At 43.8% G+C, this 14,294-nt stretch carries 15 protein-coding genes; 4 read left to right on the top strand and 11 right to left on the bottom strand.

From position 1 onward, the window contains the following. Positions 1 to 153: 153 nt before the first annotated feature. Genes NDI48_07910 through NDI48_07925 form a run of 4 tightly spaced genes read right to left on the bottom strand, consistent with a single transcriptional unit; the run spans position 154 to position 3,989 of the window. The gene (locus tag NDI48_07910) at positions 154 to 831 is read right to left on the bottom strand and encodes a hypothetical protein (GenBank protein ID MEP0831131.1); all 678 of its coding nucleotides are present in this window, start codon (positions 829 to 831) and stop codon (positions 154 to 156) included. 39 nt (positions 832 to 870) lie between these two features. Next, on the bottom strand, positions 871 to 1,386 hold the full coding sequence (locus tag NDI48_07915) for a TniQ family protein (GenBank protein MEP0831132.1): 516 nt from the start codon (positions 1,384 to 1,386) through the stop codon (positions 871 to 873). Further along, entirely contained in the window at positions 1,386 to 2,225 is an 840-nt protein-coding gene (locus NDI48_07920; GenBank protein ID MEP0831133.1) for a TniB family NTP-binding protein, read from the bottom strand. Before NDI48_07920 ends, NDI48_07915 begins: the two co-directional genes overlap by 1 nt. 9 nt (positions 2,226 to 2,234) lie before the next feature. Next, positions 2,235 to 3,989 (bottom strand): Mu transposase C-terminal domain-containing protein, encoded by a 1,755-nt coding sequence (locus NDI48_07925; protein MEP0831134.1) that lies wholly within the window; start codon positions 3,987 to 3,989, stop codon positions 2,235 to 2,237. Positions 3,990 to 4,721: 732 nt separating this feature from the next. Here NDI48_07925 and cysC point away from each other — a divergent pair. Together cysC and NDI48_07935 are read left to right on the top strand one after the other, a co-directional pair. After that, positions 4,722 to 5,300: an adenylyl-sulfate kinase gene (gene cysC, locus NDI48_07930; protein ID MEP0831135.1), complete on the top strand. Its 579-nt coding sequence runs from the start codon at positions 4,722 to 4,724 to the stop codon at positions 5,298 to 5,300. A 349-nt stretch (positions 5,301 to 5,649) separates the two neighbouring features. After that, positions 5,650 to 6,189, top strand: coding sequence for a hypothetical protein (locus NDI48_07935; GenBank protein ID MEP0831136.1), 540 nt, complete (start codon positions 5,650 to 5,652; stop codon positions 6,187 to 6,189). Between the two features lie 83 nt (positions 6,190 to 6,272). On the opposite strand, the gene NDI48_07940 is transcribed toward NDI48_07935, so the two are convergent. From NDI48_07940 to NDI48_07950, 3 genes are all read right to left on the bottom strand, one after another. Further along, a complete protein-coding gene (locus NDI48_07940; GenBank protein ID MEP0831137.1) occupies positions 6,273 to 6,446 on the bottom strand; it encodes a hypothetical protein in 174 nt (57 codons plus the stop codon). Then, a complete protein-coding gene (locus NDI48_07945; GenBank protein ID MEP0831138.1) occupies positions 6,436 to 6,978 on the bottom strand; it encodes a hypothetical protein in 543 nt (180 codons plus the stop codon). Before NDI48_07945 ends, NDI48_07940 begins: the two co-directional genes overlap by 11 nt. A 161-nt stretch (positions 6,979 to 7,139) precedes the next feature. Then, entirely contained in the window at positions 7,140 to 7,706 is a 567-nt protein-coding gene (locus NDI48_07950) for a hypothetical protein (protein MEP0831139.1), read from the bottom strand. Positions 7,707 to 8,026: 320 nt separating this feature from the next. Here NDI48_07950 and NDI48_07955 point away from each other — a divergent pair, with 320 nt between their 5' ends. Next, entirely contained in the window at positions 8,027 to 8,965 is a 939-nt protein-coding gene (locus NDI48_07955; GenBank protein ID MEP0831140.1) for a YbhN family protein, read from the top strand. Between the two features lie 67 nt (positions 8,966 to 9,032). Here NDI48_07955 and NDI48_07960 read toward each other — a convergent pair whose 3' ends face one another. From NDI48_07960 to NDI48_07975, 4 genes are all read right to left on the bottom strand, one after another. After that, positions 9,033 to 10,271: a hypothetical protein gene (locus tag NDI48_07960; protein MEP0831141.1), complete on the bottom strand. Its 1,239-nt coding sequence runs from the start codon at positions 10,269 to 10,271 to the stop codon at positions 9,033 to 9,035. Positions 10,272 to 10,440: 169 nt separating this feature from the next. Then, positions 10,441 to 11,412 (bottom strand): M48 family metallopeptidase, encoded by a 972-nt coding sequence (locus NDI48_07965; protein ID MEP0831142.1) that lies wholly within the window; start codon positions 11,410 to 11,412, stop codon positions 10,441 to 10,443. A gap of 354 nt (positions 11,413 to 11,766) precedes the next feature. Then, positions 11,767 to 12,699, bottom strand: a complete 933-nt coding sequence (locus NDI48_07970) for a glycosyltransferase family 2 protein (GenBank protein MEP0831143.1) — start codon at positions 12,697 to 12,699, stop codon at positions 11,767 to 11,769. A 31-nt stretch (positions 12,700 to 12,730) separates the two neighbouring features. Next, positions 12,731 to 13,456 carry a hypothetical protein gene (locus tag NDI48_07975; protein ID MEP0831144.1) on the bottom strand — a complete coding sequence of 242 codons (726 nt, stop codon included), beginning with the start codon at positions 13,454 to 13,456 and terminating at the stop codon, positions 12,731 to 12,733. A 228-nt stretch (positions 13,457 to 13,684) separates the two neighbouring features. Here NDI48_07975 and cobU point away from each other — a divergent pair, with 228 nt between their 5' ends. Next, positions 13,685 to 14,239 carry a bifunctional adenosylcobinamide kinase/adenosylcobinamide-phosphate guanylyltransferase gene (gene cobU, locus NDI48_07980; protein ID MEP0831145.1) on the top strand — a complete coding sequence of 185 codons (555 nt, stop codon included), beginning with the start codon at positions 13,685 to 13,687 and terminating at the stop codon, positions 14,237 to 14,239. Positions 14,240 to 14,294: the final 55 nt, after the last annotated feature.

Raw genomic sequence — 14,294 nt, forward strand, 5'->3', positions numbered from 1 at the left:
AAATAAACCTCAGCATAGACTTACACCTTACCGAGGAATCAAAGGCAACGGTAAATTGGGGTTAAAAGCTTTAGGTAGGAGAAGCTCCTAAAACTAATCTTAATTGATTTGACTAGGCTTGCGATCGTGTAATTTTTACTCTCATAGTAAAGCCTAAATATCTAAATCCTCTTCCCGCAGTAGACGGGGAGCAGAAATTAAGGTGGCTTGCCATCGCTGCAATCGGGTTTGGTTGCGGTGTACAACATCAAGGCTTTGGTTGTAGTTATCAACGATGTAGCGCACCAGTAACCGCTCCAAAAAAGGAAGTGTTAGACAGCTCTGTGTCAAGTCGGCCTGCCAATAATTCACTCCCTCTAACCCTGTATATCCTTGCAACCCTGAGAAAAAGTGTGTGTTGGATATTCTCAAGAAACGTTCAACAACACCAGCATTTAGAGAGCGATAGTTTTGATGTAGAACCAAGCCTAGTTGAGTAGCTATTTGCTCTAAGCCAACGAATTTCATATTACCTTCACCTCCAAGAATTAAGTGTTGTGGTATGCCATAAGTTCCCCACTCGCTATGAAGGTTGTACTCTCGGTTATAGTGTTTAGGCAGAATGGCATGGCGTAGTGCTAGAGCCAACACTTGAAAACTGGGTGGGTCAAAGCCTAAATGAAAGCCCATCATACACTCAGAGCCGCTATCCATGATGATTGTCAGCCAAGGGCGACCAACAATCGAACCGTCTGTGTCCTTCAGCAAAACATCTAAGCGGGTATACTCACACAGCCAAGAATAATTACTGCACTCTGCTACTTTTAGCCCCTGAAATTGTTCCGAAAACATATTATTCCTCCGAAGTGTAATTGCTGTTCGGGCGATCGCTCACTCAACGCGCTGCTGACGCCTAGCCATCGTAGCAAACGGCAGAGAACAACGTGGACATTCCCCTTGCACCCATAATGCAGGAATCGGGAACGGTCTCTTACAGTTAGTGCATTTTAGTAATAGGCGCAACTGGTGGCGATCGCACTTATAGGCATCCTTGAATTGCCACTCAATCCGATGACAAGGTGACTCCCCATAGCAAGCACCACATAACTTTATCGGTCTTGGGTTCATCGTTACCCCCTTTGGCTGGAGCATTTGAGCCAACCTGTCAGCATCAACCATCACCACATCTGCCAATGCCTCCAACTCCTGCCGAGAAGGAAACGGATTGAAATAGAACTTTTCCCACCGTACCAAGACTGCCCCAAGTCCTGCTACCTTACCCAACCCGGAGGGAGCCGAAAATTTATTACCCTTCGCCCGTCGAAAACGACCGAGAAAGTGACTGATGCTTTCTCCTTCGTAGGGTTCAACTCGATTAAGCCAAAGTTGTGTTTCCAGCTCATCCATTACTTCACCGTTCTCGCTACTTGTTTCAACACTTCTGCGTCTAAAGTTTTGTATCCTTTGAGCAGTGAGCGAATCGCTGCCTTGCGTAGAATCATGTCTAAGCGACCAATCAGTCTTTTGGTTGTTTTCTTCAAAAGCTTGAGCGTTTCGCCTTTGACCAGATTTGAGGCTTCTGACATTCCCAGAACATCTCGCACCCAAATTCGTGCGATTTGTTGAAACTCCTTATCGTCTAACCTATCCAGCTCATAGCGTTCCAGAAAACGATTTTCAACCTGCTCGTCTCGCTCAACAACTCTGGTCAGTCGATTGGTAGTACCGACGAGAAGAACAGAGAGTCCCAGATTATCGTCGTCGTAGATGTGCCGCACGTCAGAAAAAGTTTCCAGCTTCAAATGATTTGCCTCATCAATAATCAACATCTGAGCCTGAAACAACTCAAGCGTGTCGAGCGTCCGTTCGCGTAAGTCTGTGATAGTTCCACTGGTGGCTCGATGTCCTAGTGCTTTGAGAATTTTGATGAATAAATCTCTTGAACCGCAGTTCTTGGGGACTTGAATATAAACTACAGGCATAACCCGCTTGCCCTTAGTTTTTGCCTGTTGATTGCAACGGTTAGTGAATGTTTTACAGGTAACGGTCTTGCCACTGCGCGATTCTCCAAGCAATAGCCCCGTCATCCGCGATACAAGAAGTTCGTACATCCATGTATGGCATCGTTTGACATGGTCGAGTTCCAAATAAGGCGGACGACTCAACCGCTCAATTTCCGCCTGGATTTCGGGACTCAGAGCTTGAAAATCGTCAAATTCCTGAACGCTTGATTTTGCAGTTGTCATAGATACCCCCTAATAGTCCTCAAATAGTTCGTCCATGTACTGGACTTGATATCTCGGTAGTTCTGCCTCCAATTCTTCCTCAGCTTCCGAATCAGCTTCTTGGGGTTCAACAATCCCGAATTTCTCAGCAACGGACTGTACGGGGTTGACTAGCTCGTGAGCCGCTTTTCGGCGCTGTTGGCGGTTCCGCTTGATAGTTTTCTCTGTCCATTCCTCCCGCTCAAGCATGGCTTGAATGGTTTCACTATTAATTTCCTCACTCGCCTCCCGCAGCCTCTTTTTGATTGCCTGATGTTCTCTCAGAGAAAGCCTTTCAACCTCTAAGCCTTGAGCGTGGGCATAATCGAGAAACTGCTCCGTGCCGTCCTCATGAACTTGGTAGACGAAGAGGGTTGTAATATCATCCGGGTCGTAGCGTAGAGCAACAACTTTTCCTTCGTGACCTCTCAGGTGTTCGGCGCGGTATGTGAGGCTTTCAAATTGAATAGTCCCGTATTTTCCAACTCTACGCCGCTCTGCCTTCATTAACGCGATCGCTAAATCCAGTTCATCGTAAAAGAGAGGCTCAATCATCAACCCAGCTTCCCAACGCTCAAACCGACTTTGGTTTTCAGACCGAGCATCAGTATGCGCGTTGTACTCTTTGACGATGTAGCGCACGAGGATAATCTTTAACTCCAGAAGATGTAGACAAGCATCTTTGTCTACATCTTCTGGACGCTCTTGTACATTTGACCCGGTATATCCTGGTAGATTGCGTAACACTTGGTCATTGAGCGTTCTGAAGAAGCGCTCGACGATGCCGCCGTCAGATGGTCTTCTTCTTAAGGCACAACTAAAACTTAACTGAACTGCTACTTGCTCTGTAATGTGAATGGATTGGAAATCTTTACCACCGTCAGTGTAAAAGTAATTAGGTATTCCGTATGTTCCAAATTCTGTGTCGCCAAGCCCGTATTCGGAACCGTAAGACTTCGGCAAAATGGCATGATGTAAGGCTAGGGTATCGATTTGCGAACTAGGAGCGAAAAATCCCAAGAAAAAACCGATCAGGCAGCGAGAGTAGGAGTCGATAATCACTGTTAACCACGGGCGGTCTAAAACCCCGTACTCATCCACTATCCTGATATCGAGACGAGTATGATCGCACTGCCAAACATCATTACTCCCTTCCACCTCCAGTTCTCGCCCATCGCGGGTCATGTGTGTTAACCGTGACCCTGAGTAGCCAGGACTTCGTGCATTCCGTTTTCGCTCTTTCCCCTCAATGTATTCATCCAGAATTCGATAAACAGTCTGATGGCTAGGATACTCTTCAGGCTTTAGACCAAGCTGCTTAGCTCTCCCTTTCACCCTGAGGACTACCTGATTCCGGAGCATCCGTTTGCTACCCTGATTACCCTCCTTGTAAGTTTTAACGATGAACTCTTGCCAGTCAGCACTAATGCGGCGCTTTCCCTTGTCCGAGCGGGTTTGAGTGAGTCCTACCAGCCCTTGTTCCTGATATTTTTTGAGTAACCGCTCTATGCTACGAAGCGTCACTCCCAGTTTTTTGGCAGCTTCTCTCTTCCTGATGCCGTAAGTTTTGCGATCGCATGGCTCGGTCAGACTTTGCATTATCTCCATCCGGAGCCTAACCTCCGGAGTGATTAGTTCATCACTAGGGAGCCTGTGAGATTTGGCGGGGTTTTCGCTAGTTCGTTGAATTTCAGTTGGATCATAATCATCTTCTGGAGGAAAAAACGGTTGTGAATCCTGAGACATTCTTCACCTACATACGTGACGCGAGGGTTCTACATAAATAGAGTGAGCCGTAGGCCACAAGTAGAACTAATGTACTAAATACTCTCCAAATAATAATCCGGCTTGCCACAAAATGCGACAAACAATTTGTGAAGTCTGATTAAGATTCAAGTTGAAGCCCCAACCAATAAGCGACAGATAACTTGTTAAAACTATAGGCTTGCGACGTATAAAATGTTAAATACTGACCTTCACCTAAGTTAAGATTGAAAGTGAGTGAAACCCTTGTAGAATGTAGATTACGAGCTAATCTACCCTCGACATTAATTTGTGAAAAAGCGACGTTTAATTTGTGAATGTACAAGTGAATTAATAGAAGACTTCTAGCATTCAGTCGCTAAGAAGTCTTCTATTATGGTCTGTGTCTTTTGGTAAATGCTTTGACAGGTTGGATATCTGCTGGCTGTCTTACTCATCCAAATTGCTAGAAATATTCAAAGTATTTAAGACCTATTTTTCTATTTTTAGGAAAAAATGATATGTAAATCAGCTAAATTAGGGGGCAATGAATAAATGGTTTTTTTTAGATGAAGCTGATTAATGCCAAATAACTGTAGCTCTCTCTCTTGCTTGAGATAGATTGAAATTTTAAGTTGATCAATCTCTACAGGTTAATTAAAAATCAGGTCAAAGCCATTGTACAAAAACTCATTTGCATAGTATCTTTGGCTTGACAAATTTCAATTTGGGCCAATGACTGAAACAGTTGCCGAACGTCAAAATGATTTGATCAAGTATCAGCAGCCTGGTGTAACAGTATGGTTTACTGGCTTAAGTGGTGCAGGCAAGACAACCATTAGTCGCGCTGTGGGAAATCGACTAAAGTCTTATGGGCAAAAGCTGGAAATCTTAGATGGCGATGTTGTGCGTCTGAACTTATGCAAAGGTTTAGGATTTAGCAAAGAAGACCGGGACGAAAACATTCGCCGTGTTGGTTTTGTAGCAGGTCTATTGACTCGCAACCAAGTTACAGTATTAGTCTCAGCCATATCCCCCTATCGGGAAATTCGGCAAGAAGTTCGCGAACGAATTGGCAACTTTGTGGAAGTATATGTTAATGCACCGCTTCAGGTTTGCGAACAACGGGATGTGAAAGGGCTGTATAAAAAGGCTCGTGCGGGCGAAATTAAAAACTTTACCGGGATTGATGACCCCTATGAACCCCCCTTCAATCCGGACGTGGAATGTAGGACTGATTTGGAAACTGTAGAAGAGAGCGTATCCAAGGTTTTAGCTAAGCTACGAGAATTAGGTTATGCGGGTTTAACCTGAAAAAGCCAACCTCTGGGTACTCTCGAAGTTTTGTAAAAGGCGCGTTTTACCGAAGTTTGGGAATTTAGCGCTTCTTATGAGAATTTTCCGATCACCTTCTCACCCCCCCTAAGCAGAGGGGTTCTTTGTGATTTCTTTATTCAGAAATACAATTAACCAAGGCTACACCTTCATCTATGTGATAACTGACCTAGGCTTAGGACATCTCTAAACTTTGCTAGGACACTTGGTCAACTAACACATCCGTTAGGCCTTGATTTTCAGCTTGAGCAAGGAATAAATTAATTTTTTTTGTGCCAGTTGAGGTTCTGAATCCCAATCCTTCAATGTTTTTGGAATGGTTTTTAACGTGAGTGAAGAAGGAATTAAGAGCTTCAGAGGTGATAACGGCATGAATATTAGAAAAATTAGTCCCTTAGTAACATTGCTGATACTTTCTTCTATCGTCGGAACCCCATCTTCCTTGAAGGCAGAGCTTCTTCGTAACCGTATACCAGAAATTGGCGAGCAACAAGCGACTAACTTTATCCCCAATCATTCTCTAATTCAGTTGGTCAAAGGTAGTGGGCCTGAAGTATTTTTGATTCAGGACGGAGAACGGAGATGGATTACCGATTCAAAAACCTTTGACGCTTATGGGTTTAATTATAGTGACGTTAAAGAGATATTTGATGAAGAACTCAACAGCTATCCAGAAGGAACACCCATTACTAAAAATGGAACTCTTTTAAAAGGCAGCAGTTCTGGACACGTTTACATCATAATTAACGGAAATCGCAGCTTGATGAGCGCTAGAGTCTTTGAAAAAGGAAAGTTTCAAAGTGAAGACATTCATTGTGTTACAGATAGCTATTTACTCTCTATTCCAGAGAAACCCACTTTTCGCTAGCAACATAAAGATATTAAAACACCCAGTCAATTGACTGGGCGTTAGTGAATTTTCTGATTTTTGGAATTTAAACTCAGTTGCTTCTAATCAATTGCATCTTCCAAAGCCTGCTGAGTTGTGCCAATATCTCTGTTGACTTTGCCCTTAACTGTATCAGCCGTACTTTGAGCCGCATACTGGATTTTATCACCAATATTTTTGCAAGCAGTGGCTACGGCTACATTATCCACTGCTTGCCCTGTATCTCTACAGGCCATTATTGGCCTTAGATTGGGCTTCCTCGAATTCAATCTTTGCAGTTTCTTTGCCAGCTTTCTTCACATAGTCAGGAGCTTTCTGGGCATTTTCCTTGATGTTTTGAACACCTTTCTGAACGCCCTTGGATGCACCTTCTGCAACTTCTTCAGCAGACTCGCCTATATCTTCGCCAAGCCGCCGTACTCTCTCGCCTAGAGGTGTACCAGTCCGGTAGTTTTCTACATATTGCTCGCGACTGTCAACGCTCTTTTCGTCGATGTTTTGTTGGGCGTTTTCAATCAGACCTTTAGCCTTGGCTTTGGCTTCACTGGTATCTCTTCTAGCATCGACATCTTCATAGTTATTCATCCCACCTTTGTAGGTGTTGGTTGTAGCACGGCTAGGAACTTCTTGTCTCACTTCATCCGATGTCTTGGCTAATACCTTAGTGCTACCACAAGCGGTGCTAACTAAAAGCAGAACTCCTGCCAGAAAGACCGTTAAGATTCGATCAACACGGATACTTTTTAACCAATTTATGACTTTTTTCATGTTTTCCTCCGATGGGTTTTGCCTAAAAGATTAACAAAGTGATGCTTTCAAACGGTAATCAATGGGTGGAGCTTGATAAAATACAATGTTTAAGTGTAGATCCAGCCCGACTTAAGAGACTCATGACCGTAGGAAGCTTGTAATTGATTTAACGCCAATTATTAAAAATTAGCTTTGGTCGTTTTGGGTGCGGATACTTCTTGTTGCGCAGATTCGTTTGCACCCTCGCGGACAAAGTCTGAAGCTTCACCAAACGTTTCTTTAACAACGCTTAAGCGATCTTTAATTCGCTCACCGATGTTTGACTCGCGCTGAATTTGCCCACCCGGTTCAGGTGCTTCAAAATCTTGCAGGTCTATCTGCCGGAGCGGTTTCTGTTCATCGGCGGGTGACCCCTGCATCACAGCTTCACCTGGATATTGTGCGTTATTGCTTACAGCAATCAACCGATTGGAGATGATTCCTAAATCAGCTCTGTCACCCTTGGACTGAGAAGCTTTGCCATTGATCTTCGGGTCAGGGGAGAAATTATAGTTGGTATTAGAGTCTCCACCGCCTTTATAAGGATTATTCGCACCTCCAGCTTGAACGGGAGGGTTGTCGGGGCGTGCACCTTGAACAGTCCCGCTATTGCAAGCGGTACCAACAAACACTACCACTGTTGCTAAAAACGCTGTCAATAATTGACTCAATCGTAGCTGTTTGAAGAAAACAGTTAATTTTTTCATGCAATCAATACTCCTTGTCAGCCTTAATTAAGCTGAGTATCTTTTGTGAAAGCTGACATCCTATACCCAGACATCAGAATAGAGGTAGAATGGCAAAAGTTTTTGAGCCAATGCTACCAATAGCAACTCTCTTTTGTAGCAGGGAGTTACGGCGTCATCTTTCCCTTACGCTTGTCAAGATTAGCGATAGTGATGGGATGGCTTCCTCTAGCAAAGGAGACATTCTTAGGGTTTTCCAAAAATGGCTATTTTCTAACTGTAGATAGACGACAAGGTTCGCATGAAAGGCTGCTTATTTCTTGACAAATGACTTCTTCAAAATGAAAAAAATCTGGTCATGGCTCAAACCCTACCTCCGCTGGGTGATTCTGGGTGGAACCCTATTTTTTTTGGCAAAGGCATTCAAGGAACACTGGCAAGAAGTTGCAGCGATTCGGATTGATGCTGCCGGATGGATAATGCTGGTTGCGGCTTTTTTGATGACTTTAGCAGCTCATACTTGGGCTGGCTTAGTATGGAGCTGGATTCTGCGCTCATTCAAGCAGCCGATGCAGTACCGCTGGGTTCTTCAGGTTTACCTGAAAACGAACCTGGCTAAGTATTTACCTGGCAATGTGTGGCACTACTATGGTCGGATTTGGGCGGTTACCGATGCGGGGGGTTCCTTGAGTGCCGCGACCATCAGTGTGTTACTTGAACCTCTATTGATGGCTGCCGCTGCCTTAGTGATTGCTTTAACAGGCAGTCTATTCGGGTGGTTGGACATGCAAGGGGATACTCGAATTTGGGGATTACAGATTCTCGGTTTGACTGGAATTTTACTAGCCGTTCATCCTAAAGTCTTAAACCCTGTGCTTGAGTTATTGAGGCGTTTAAAGGGAAAAGCGACCGATAGTGAAGGGTTTAAACTGGAACACTATCCCTTCATTCCGTTGTTAGGAGAACTGGGTTTTGTGGGGCTACGGGGGACGGGGTTTTTGGTCATTTTTTTCGCCCTGGCTACCGTGAATTCAAACCAGATTCCACTCTTAATGAGTGCTTTTAGTTTGGCATGGGTGTTGGGTTTGGTGATTCCTACCCCAGGCGGTTTAGGAGTATTTGAGACAACGGTACTGGGACTACTGAATCCCTATTTTCCCACAGGAATAATTCTCAGTGTTGTTGCCTTATTTCGTTTAGTTAGTATTTTAGCGGAAGTTGTGGGTGCCGGTGCGGGGGTTTTGTGCGATCGCGTATCGCGTATAAGGCATACTCTATAAAGTGAGAGAATAAAGGCTTTTGAGCATCCTGAATTGAAGTTGAGAAATTCTTCCCTGTTGATGAATATTAGGGCTTTTCTAAAGAGGAATGGGGCAACATTTTTTGTATAGGCATTTCTCCCTGAGCGGCTTCTACAGTCGTGCAATCTCGCAGTTGCGAAAAAACACGGTAAGTGTCTAGAGGAGCTTCAGACTCATCCTTTGAGTCTTTCGGTTCCATCTTGAGCAAATTGTATTGAACATTATCTGCATGAATTGCCAATGTTATGTTGAAAACTTCAAAGAAATTAACGACCCATTTACATTCAGTTTCGGGAGAATCTACGTAATATTGAATTAATTTAGCAATACAGTTTTCTAAATGAGTTCGAGAGCTGGGACAAATTAAAATAATTTTTAGGAGGACAATGACCAGAGTGAGAGGATGTCCGTGAGACAGCAGCAAAACAAACAGCCCAGAAGGTTCCTGTTGATCTTCCGTTGTCAAGTATTCAATCACTCGGTTGCTGGTTCTTAAGAGCAACGCTTCATTTACACGCTCTTCATGATATTTTTCATAAAGAGTTTCTAATTTTCTGGATAGTTTTTGATTGAAAACTTCTACAAAATCTTTATTAGCTACCGAAAAAATTAAATATTTTTGCAAGGAATATTTAAATTTTTTGTAATTCAGCTCTTGGGTTTGCTTAAGAAAAATATTAGCTAAATTTTCATAACTAAAGGTGCCACGTTTTGCCACAATCATCTTGATAAAGCGAATCACCTCATCGCCCAGAGCTGTAGGGTTTTTAGGTATTTTATCTTTCGGTAGGGGAGCTTCAGAACGCGCCGTATACATTGCCAAATCAAACTTAAACTTGTCTTTCAGCTTTTTGGAAAGGGTTCTTGCCGCCTCTCGCTGTTCGACAGGATTATCCAGGTTAGTATACTGAGGTACTAGGAGATACGAGGTATAACGACTACTCCAGTGTGCTTTATCCGAGTATCCGTATTTGGCCAGAAATAACTTAAGTTCATAATAGTCTTGGCTATTAATAAAATTGGTCAGCCATGCTCTTAAACGCTTCAGAGTAGGAGAGAGAGTTTTCTTACTCACTTTAAATTCAGCCAAAAGCTCAACCAATTCTCTGATCGCGTTATGGTTTCTTGATGTATCCCAGTTGTTAACAAGAATATAACAAGAGCGTTTTAGAGTATGGCAAAAGTCTTTTTCATTATTCGATAACAGAATTTCAGTTAGGGCACGGATTGCCTCTGGATTACACTCAGATGTCTCATAATCAAAGAATAAATGTTTAAACTCCACTAATACTTTTTCAGGTGGCTGTTGCCGAACAAGGTTCAATAAAAATTGATAGATTACTTCCTGAGTTGGCGGGGTCAATAACCCTACTTTTTTAAAACTACTGCGAGACTCAGGTGGATGACCCTCGGATGATAGAATGTCCCTGATCATGAAAGTTCTTTATGACATTTTATGAATTCTTCGATTGAGACTTGATGCGATTAATTTCCTGTTGGAGTTCCTCAATTTGACGTCGCAAAGTATCGGCTTCATTGTTGGGAGGAGTTGAGACAACATCAACAGCTCCTTCTTTCGTCACCCGTCGATAATGACCTTGACGAATTTGGCGATATTCTTCTGAAATTGCCCACTCCCGTAGGTAGCGCACGCGATCAACAGGGAAGGGATGACTTAGCATTGAACCCTGACCACCGTTATAGAGTAAAAATTTGTAGATTTGATTGAGACCATCCTGATCGAGGTCTTGATAGCTTTCAGATTGACGAATGAATTCATTGAGGTTGCATTCGTGACCATACTGAGAACTTCCTCCGGCCATTTTCATCATCGTCTGCAACACGGTATTTAGATCATCTATAACCAGTAATGCAGCTCGGTCAGCAGATAATTCCGCTTTACGACGCCATTCATAAAAGGCAAAGATGAAACCACTGCTAATCAGATTACCGAAGCCAAGTGTCACTTCACTCAACATAGAGGCGGCATTCAAAGCCCAAATTCCCATTTGAATTAAAATGGTGTGACCACATTTAATGTGACCTAATTCATGAGCTAAAACGGTACGAATTTCGGCTTCATTCAGCAAGTCCAACAAACCCGTGTTCACCACAACATAGGGATGCTCTTGCCCTAAAGCATAGCTATTCACTTGACGGTTTTGCTCAACAAATAAGGTAGGCTCTGGATGTATATCTAAATCCCGAACGCATTCTCGAAATAAGCGATAGAGAGTCGAATACTGACGAGGCCCAACCTGGATGCTGTTGCCCATCAGATAAACTAACTGAGGCCGCTCGTAGAGAAATTCCACAAACTTACGAGCGACCAGGTCAAATCCTGGTACGCTGCGTAAGGCTTGTTCAGCTTGTTGATCAAGGGGGTGTTTGAAGGCTTCGCTGGAAATACCAGGGTAGGTCGGCATAGAAGACCGTTTGTAGGAGTAATTAGGGATGAGGCTATACTAGAACTTTATTTATCATAAGCCCCACCACTAATTGTATTCACCTCTTCCGGCCTTTAGGAAGTCACTTTACGTTAAGAACTAGGACAAAAAATACGATACGTTACACAAAATCATCAACCGGGCTTAATATAACAATAAATGATTGGTGCTAACGATTGCCCGTCGAGCATCGAATCCTTTACGGGAAGCCGCTGCTTTGGGTAGCTTGGGTAATGTTCACCAGTTACACCAGATAGCCTTTATTTCTGGTAGTGCCAGACGAGGCGCATTCTCATTGAAAAGCCCAATTAAGCAAACATCTAATTCGATACTTCAGCCTTCAATTGACTGGGTTGGCGTGACCGATGACGTTTGGGAAATATTGAGTTGTCCCCTAAATTTTTGTAACTCGTAAACTTTAACTCCGATTTGATATTCATATTGACTTAATAATCGTCCATAAATATACCCAGCTTTTCCATCTAAAAAACCTAGCTGAATGATATAAAATAAAATAAACCTCAGTGTTGGTTTAAAAGGTAGCCGTACCCATATTTTTTTTAAAAATCGCTTGCGCTGCACGGCATTTCCCCAAAGACTGGCACCAATTGTGCCGGATTCCTCTTTACTATTGAGGAGATTGAGATAGACACGGGCTTCCCAGTTTGAGTAGCGATTATGCCGTTCTAACCAATGATAAATATCTCGAAAGTCGATATGTAGCATATCATTTTTTAGGTAACCCGAAGCCCCTTCTAAAATGACGTGTTCGTGAACTTCGTTGTCACCTGTATTGCGAATTTCTTCCGTTTTGAGATTTTCGTAGCGGCCTTTTTTGTGCTTAAACAAGCGTAAATTCCAGTCGGGATACCTGCCACCGTGACGAATCCAGGTGCCGAGGAAGAAGACTTTGCGGTTGAGGTAGTAGCCGTCATAAGCAGAATTTTGAATAGCTGCTTCAATTTCCTCCCAAAGTTCTGGAGGAATACGCTCGTCACAATCGACAATCAGTACCCATTCATGGCGAAAAGGGAGATTTTCTAAACTCCAGTTTTTCTTTTTAGGCCAGCGACCATCAAAATGAAATTGTACGACAGTTGCACCGTATTGTTCGGCAATTTCAACGGAGCGATCGCTACTTTGGGAATCGACAACAAAGATTTCATCCGCACGGCTTAAACTCTCTAAACAAGCGGGTAAGTTCGCTTCTTCATTTTTGGCGGGAATTAGAACAGAAACAGGTATTTTGGAAGTGGCCAATGCCATAACGATAAAGTATGAATTTTGTATCGGTTCCTTAATCCTTACTGAGATGACCGTGCAGGACAACTAAGGTTTCCGACAATTGGCTGAGGCGAGTTTCTAATTCTTCTTTACGGCTGATTAACTGCTTAATCTTTTGATACCGAGCGATCGCTACACTTACACTAGGAACCTGATCGGCTGGACAGGGTCGCGACCAAAACTGACCATCCCCATCGAGTCCACACAGGCGATAACCAGTACGAGGCGTTTCATAAGTGACGTTGTCATCCGGTTGATTGACCACTTCTGCCACGTAATCCATGAGGCGATCGCCTTGTGCTAAGCGTACTGCCCCTGCCTCTTCTTGGGCTTCGCGGGGATGAGACTCTAACCAGCCATCAATAATCGGCCCTTCTAGATAAAGGTCTTGAATGTTCCGCACGGCTGTTTGCAGTTCTGTTTGCCAACGAGCGACAATATCTTGAATCTCTTTGAGCAACGTCATCGCCAAGGCTGGGTTAGCCGCGTGACGATGCTCACTGATTTTAGCGGGTTTCAGTTTGGGCAGCGTTGGCGTCTTAATTGAGTTCTTGCGGGCAGGGAAAGGCTGTACAGACACCGAGAATGAAGGGTCACGCTTGTCTGGATGGCGATCATTCCCTTCTCCAAGGTGCTCGGTTTGGTGTCCCACAGTAGCAGATGTCTTCTGGCTGTCACTCGGTCGGGGTGGCGTCAATTGATTTAAAGCTGTCTCGATCCGTTGCAGTTCTGGTTTCATGGTTATTTCTTACCACTGTGTGAAAATCACCAACTTCTTAATTTCAGCATAGCCCCCTGGCTTGAGGCCAACGCACCAATGAATCTTGAGAGTTGCAATTTTTTCATTTTGAGGTCATTTTAACTGCATTGACCTACTCAACGGAGAGGGGAAGGTTTACTCTGGCAGCCATTTGCCATTCTCAATCAACAACAAGACGATAAAGGAAGCCATTACAACGCACTTGAGATGACAACTAATACCCGTCAGATCATCTTAGTAACAGGGCCAGCGCGGTCTGGTAAAAGTGAGTGGGCAGAAGACTTGGCAAGACAGACTGACCAAGCGGTGATTTATGTGGCAACTGCGATCGCTAATCCTGATGATGTAGAATGGCTTACCCGGATTGAAAAGCATCAGCAGCGACGCCCAGGGGAGTGGACAACACGCTTGGTGCCCGTGGAGTTGGCGGCAACGATACGAGACTATTCGGATAGCGGTTGCTGTCTTTTGGTCGATTCTCTTGGAACTTGGGTCGCCAATTTGTTGGAACAGGATGAGGCTACTTGGGAAAAAACGTTACAAGATTTATTGGACAGTCTGGTACAAACAGCCGGTTGTGTGATATTTGTGGCAGAGGAGACAGGTTGGGGGGTTGTGCCCGCCTATCCAATTGGCAGATTATTTCGCGATCGCCTGGGAGAATTAGTCCGTAAGATAGGTATCATTGCTAACACCGTCTACTTAGTGACTGGGGGTCATGTGCTCAATCTCAGTGCTCTGGGATCACCCCTCCCAAAGTAGATTCAAAACTCAATTCGCTGGTTACCATGAAGGTATCAGAACAAACTAGGGATTG

Origin of the sequence: Microcoleus sp. AS-A8 (genome assembly GCA_039962225.1) — a bacterium.
GTDB lineage: Bacteria > Cyanobacteriota > Cyanobacteriia > Cyanobacteriales > Coleofasciculaceae > Allocoleopsis.

What these genes read in the sequence shown, in the direction of transcription:
- NDI48_07950 (MEP0831139.1), bottom strand. Translation starts at nt 7,706, where the DNA reads ATGAAAAAATTAACTGTTTTCTTCAAACAGCTACGATTGAGTCAATTA.
- NDI48_07975 (MEP0831144.1), bottom strand. Translation starts at nt 13,456, where the DNA reads ATGAAACCAGAACTGCAACGGATCGAGACAGCTTTAAATCAATTGACG.
- NDI48_07925 (MEP0831134.1), bottom strand. Translation starts at nt 3,989, where the DNA reads ATGTCTCAGGATTCACAACCGTTTTTTCCTCCAGAAGATGATTATGAT.
- NDI48_07920 (MEP0831133.1), bottom strand. Translation starts at nt 2,225, where the DNA reads ATGACAACTGCAAAATCAAGCGTTCAGGAATTTGACGATTTTCAAGCT.
- NDI48_07970 (MEP0831143.1), bottom strand. Translation starts at nt 12,699, where the DNA reads ATGGCATTGGCCACTTCCAAAATACCTGTTTCTGTTCTAATTCCCGCC.
- cysC (MEP0831135.1), top strand. Translation starts at nt 4,722, where the DNA reads ATGACTGAAACAGTTGCCGAACGTCAAAATGATTTGATCAAGTATCAG.
- NDI48_07945 (MEP0831138.1), bottom strand. Translation starts at nt 6,978, where the DNA reads ATGAAAAAAGTCATAAATTGGTTAAAAAGTATCCGTGTTGATCGAATC.
- NDI48_07965 (MEP0831142.1), bottom strand. Translation starts at nt 11,412, where the DNA reads ATGCCGACCTACCCTGGTATTTCCAGCGAAGCCTTCAAACACCCCCTT.
- cobU (MEP0831145.1), top strand. Translation starts at nt 13,685, where the DNA reads ATGACAACTAATACCCGTCAGATCATCTTAGTAACAGGGCCAGCGCGG.
- NDI48_07910 (MEP0831131.1), bottom strand. Translation starts at nt 831, where the DNA reads ATGTTTTCGGAACAATTTCAGGGGCTAAAAGTAGCAGAGTGCAGTAAT.
- NDI48_07955 (MEP0831140.1), top strand. Translation starts at nt 8,027, where the DNA reads ATGAAAAAAATCTGGTCATGGCTCAAACCCTACCTCCGCTGGGTGATT.
- NDI48_07940 (MEP0831137.1), bottom strand. Translation starts at nt 6,446, where the DNA reads ATGGCCTGTAGAGATACAGGGCAAGCAGTGGATAATGTAGCCGTAGCC.
- NDI48_07915 (MEP0831132.1), bottom strand. Translation starts at nt 1,386, where the DNA reads ATGGATGAGCTGGAAACACAACTTTGGCTTAATCGAGTTGAACCCTAC.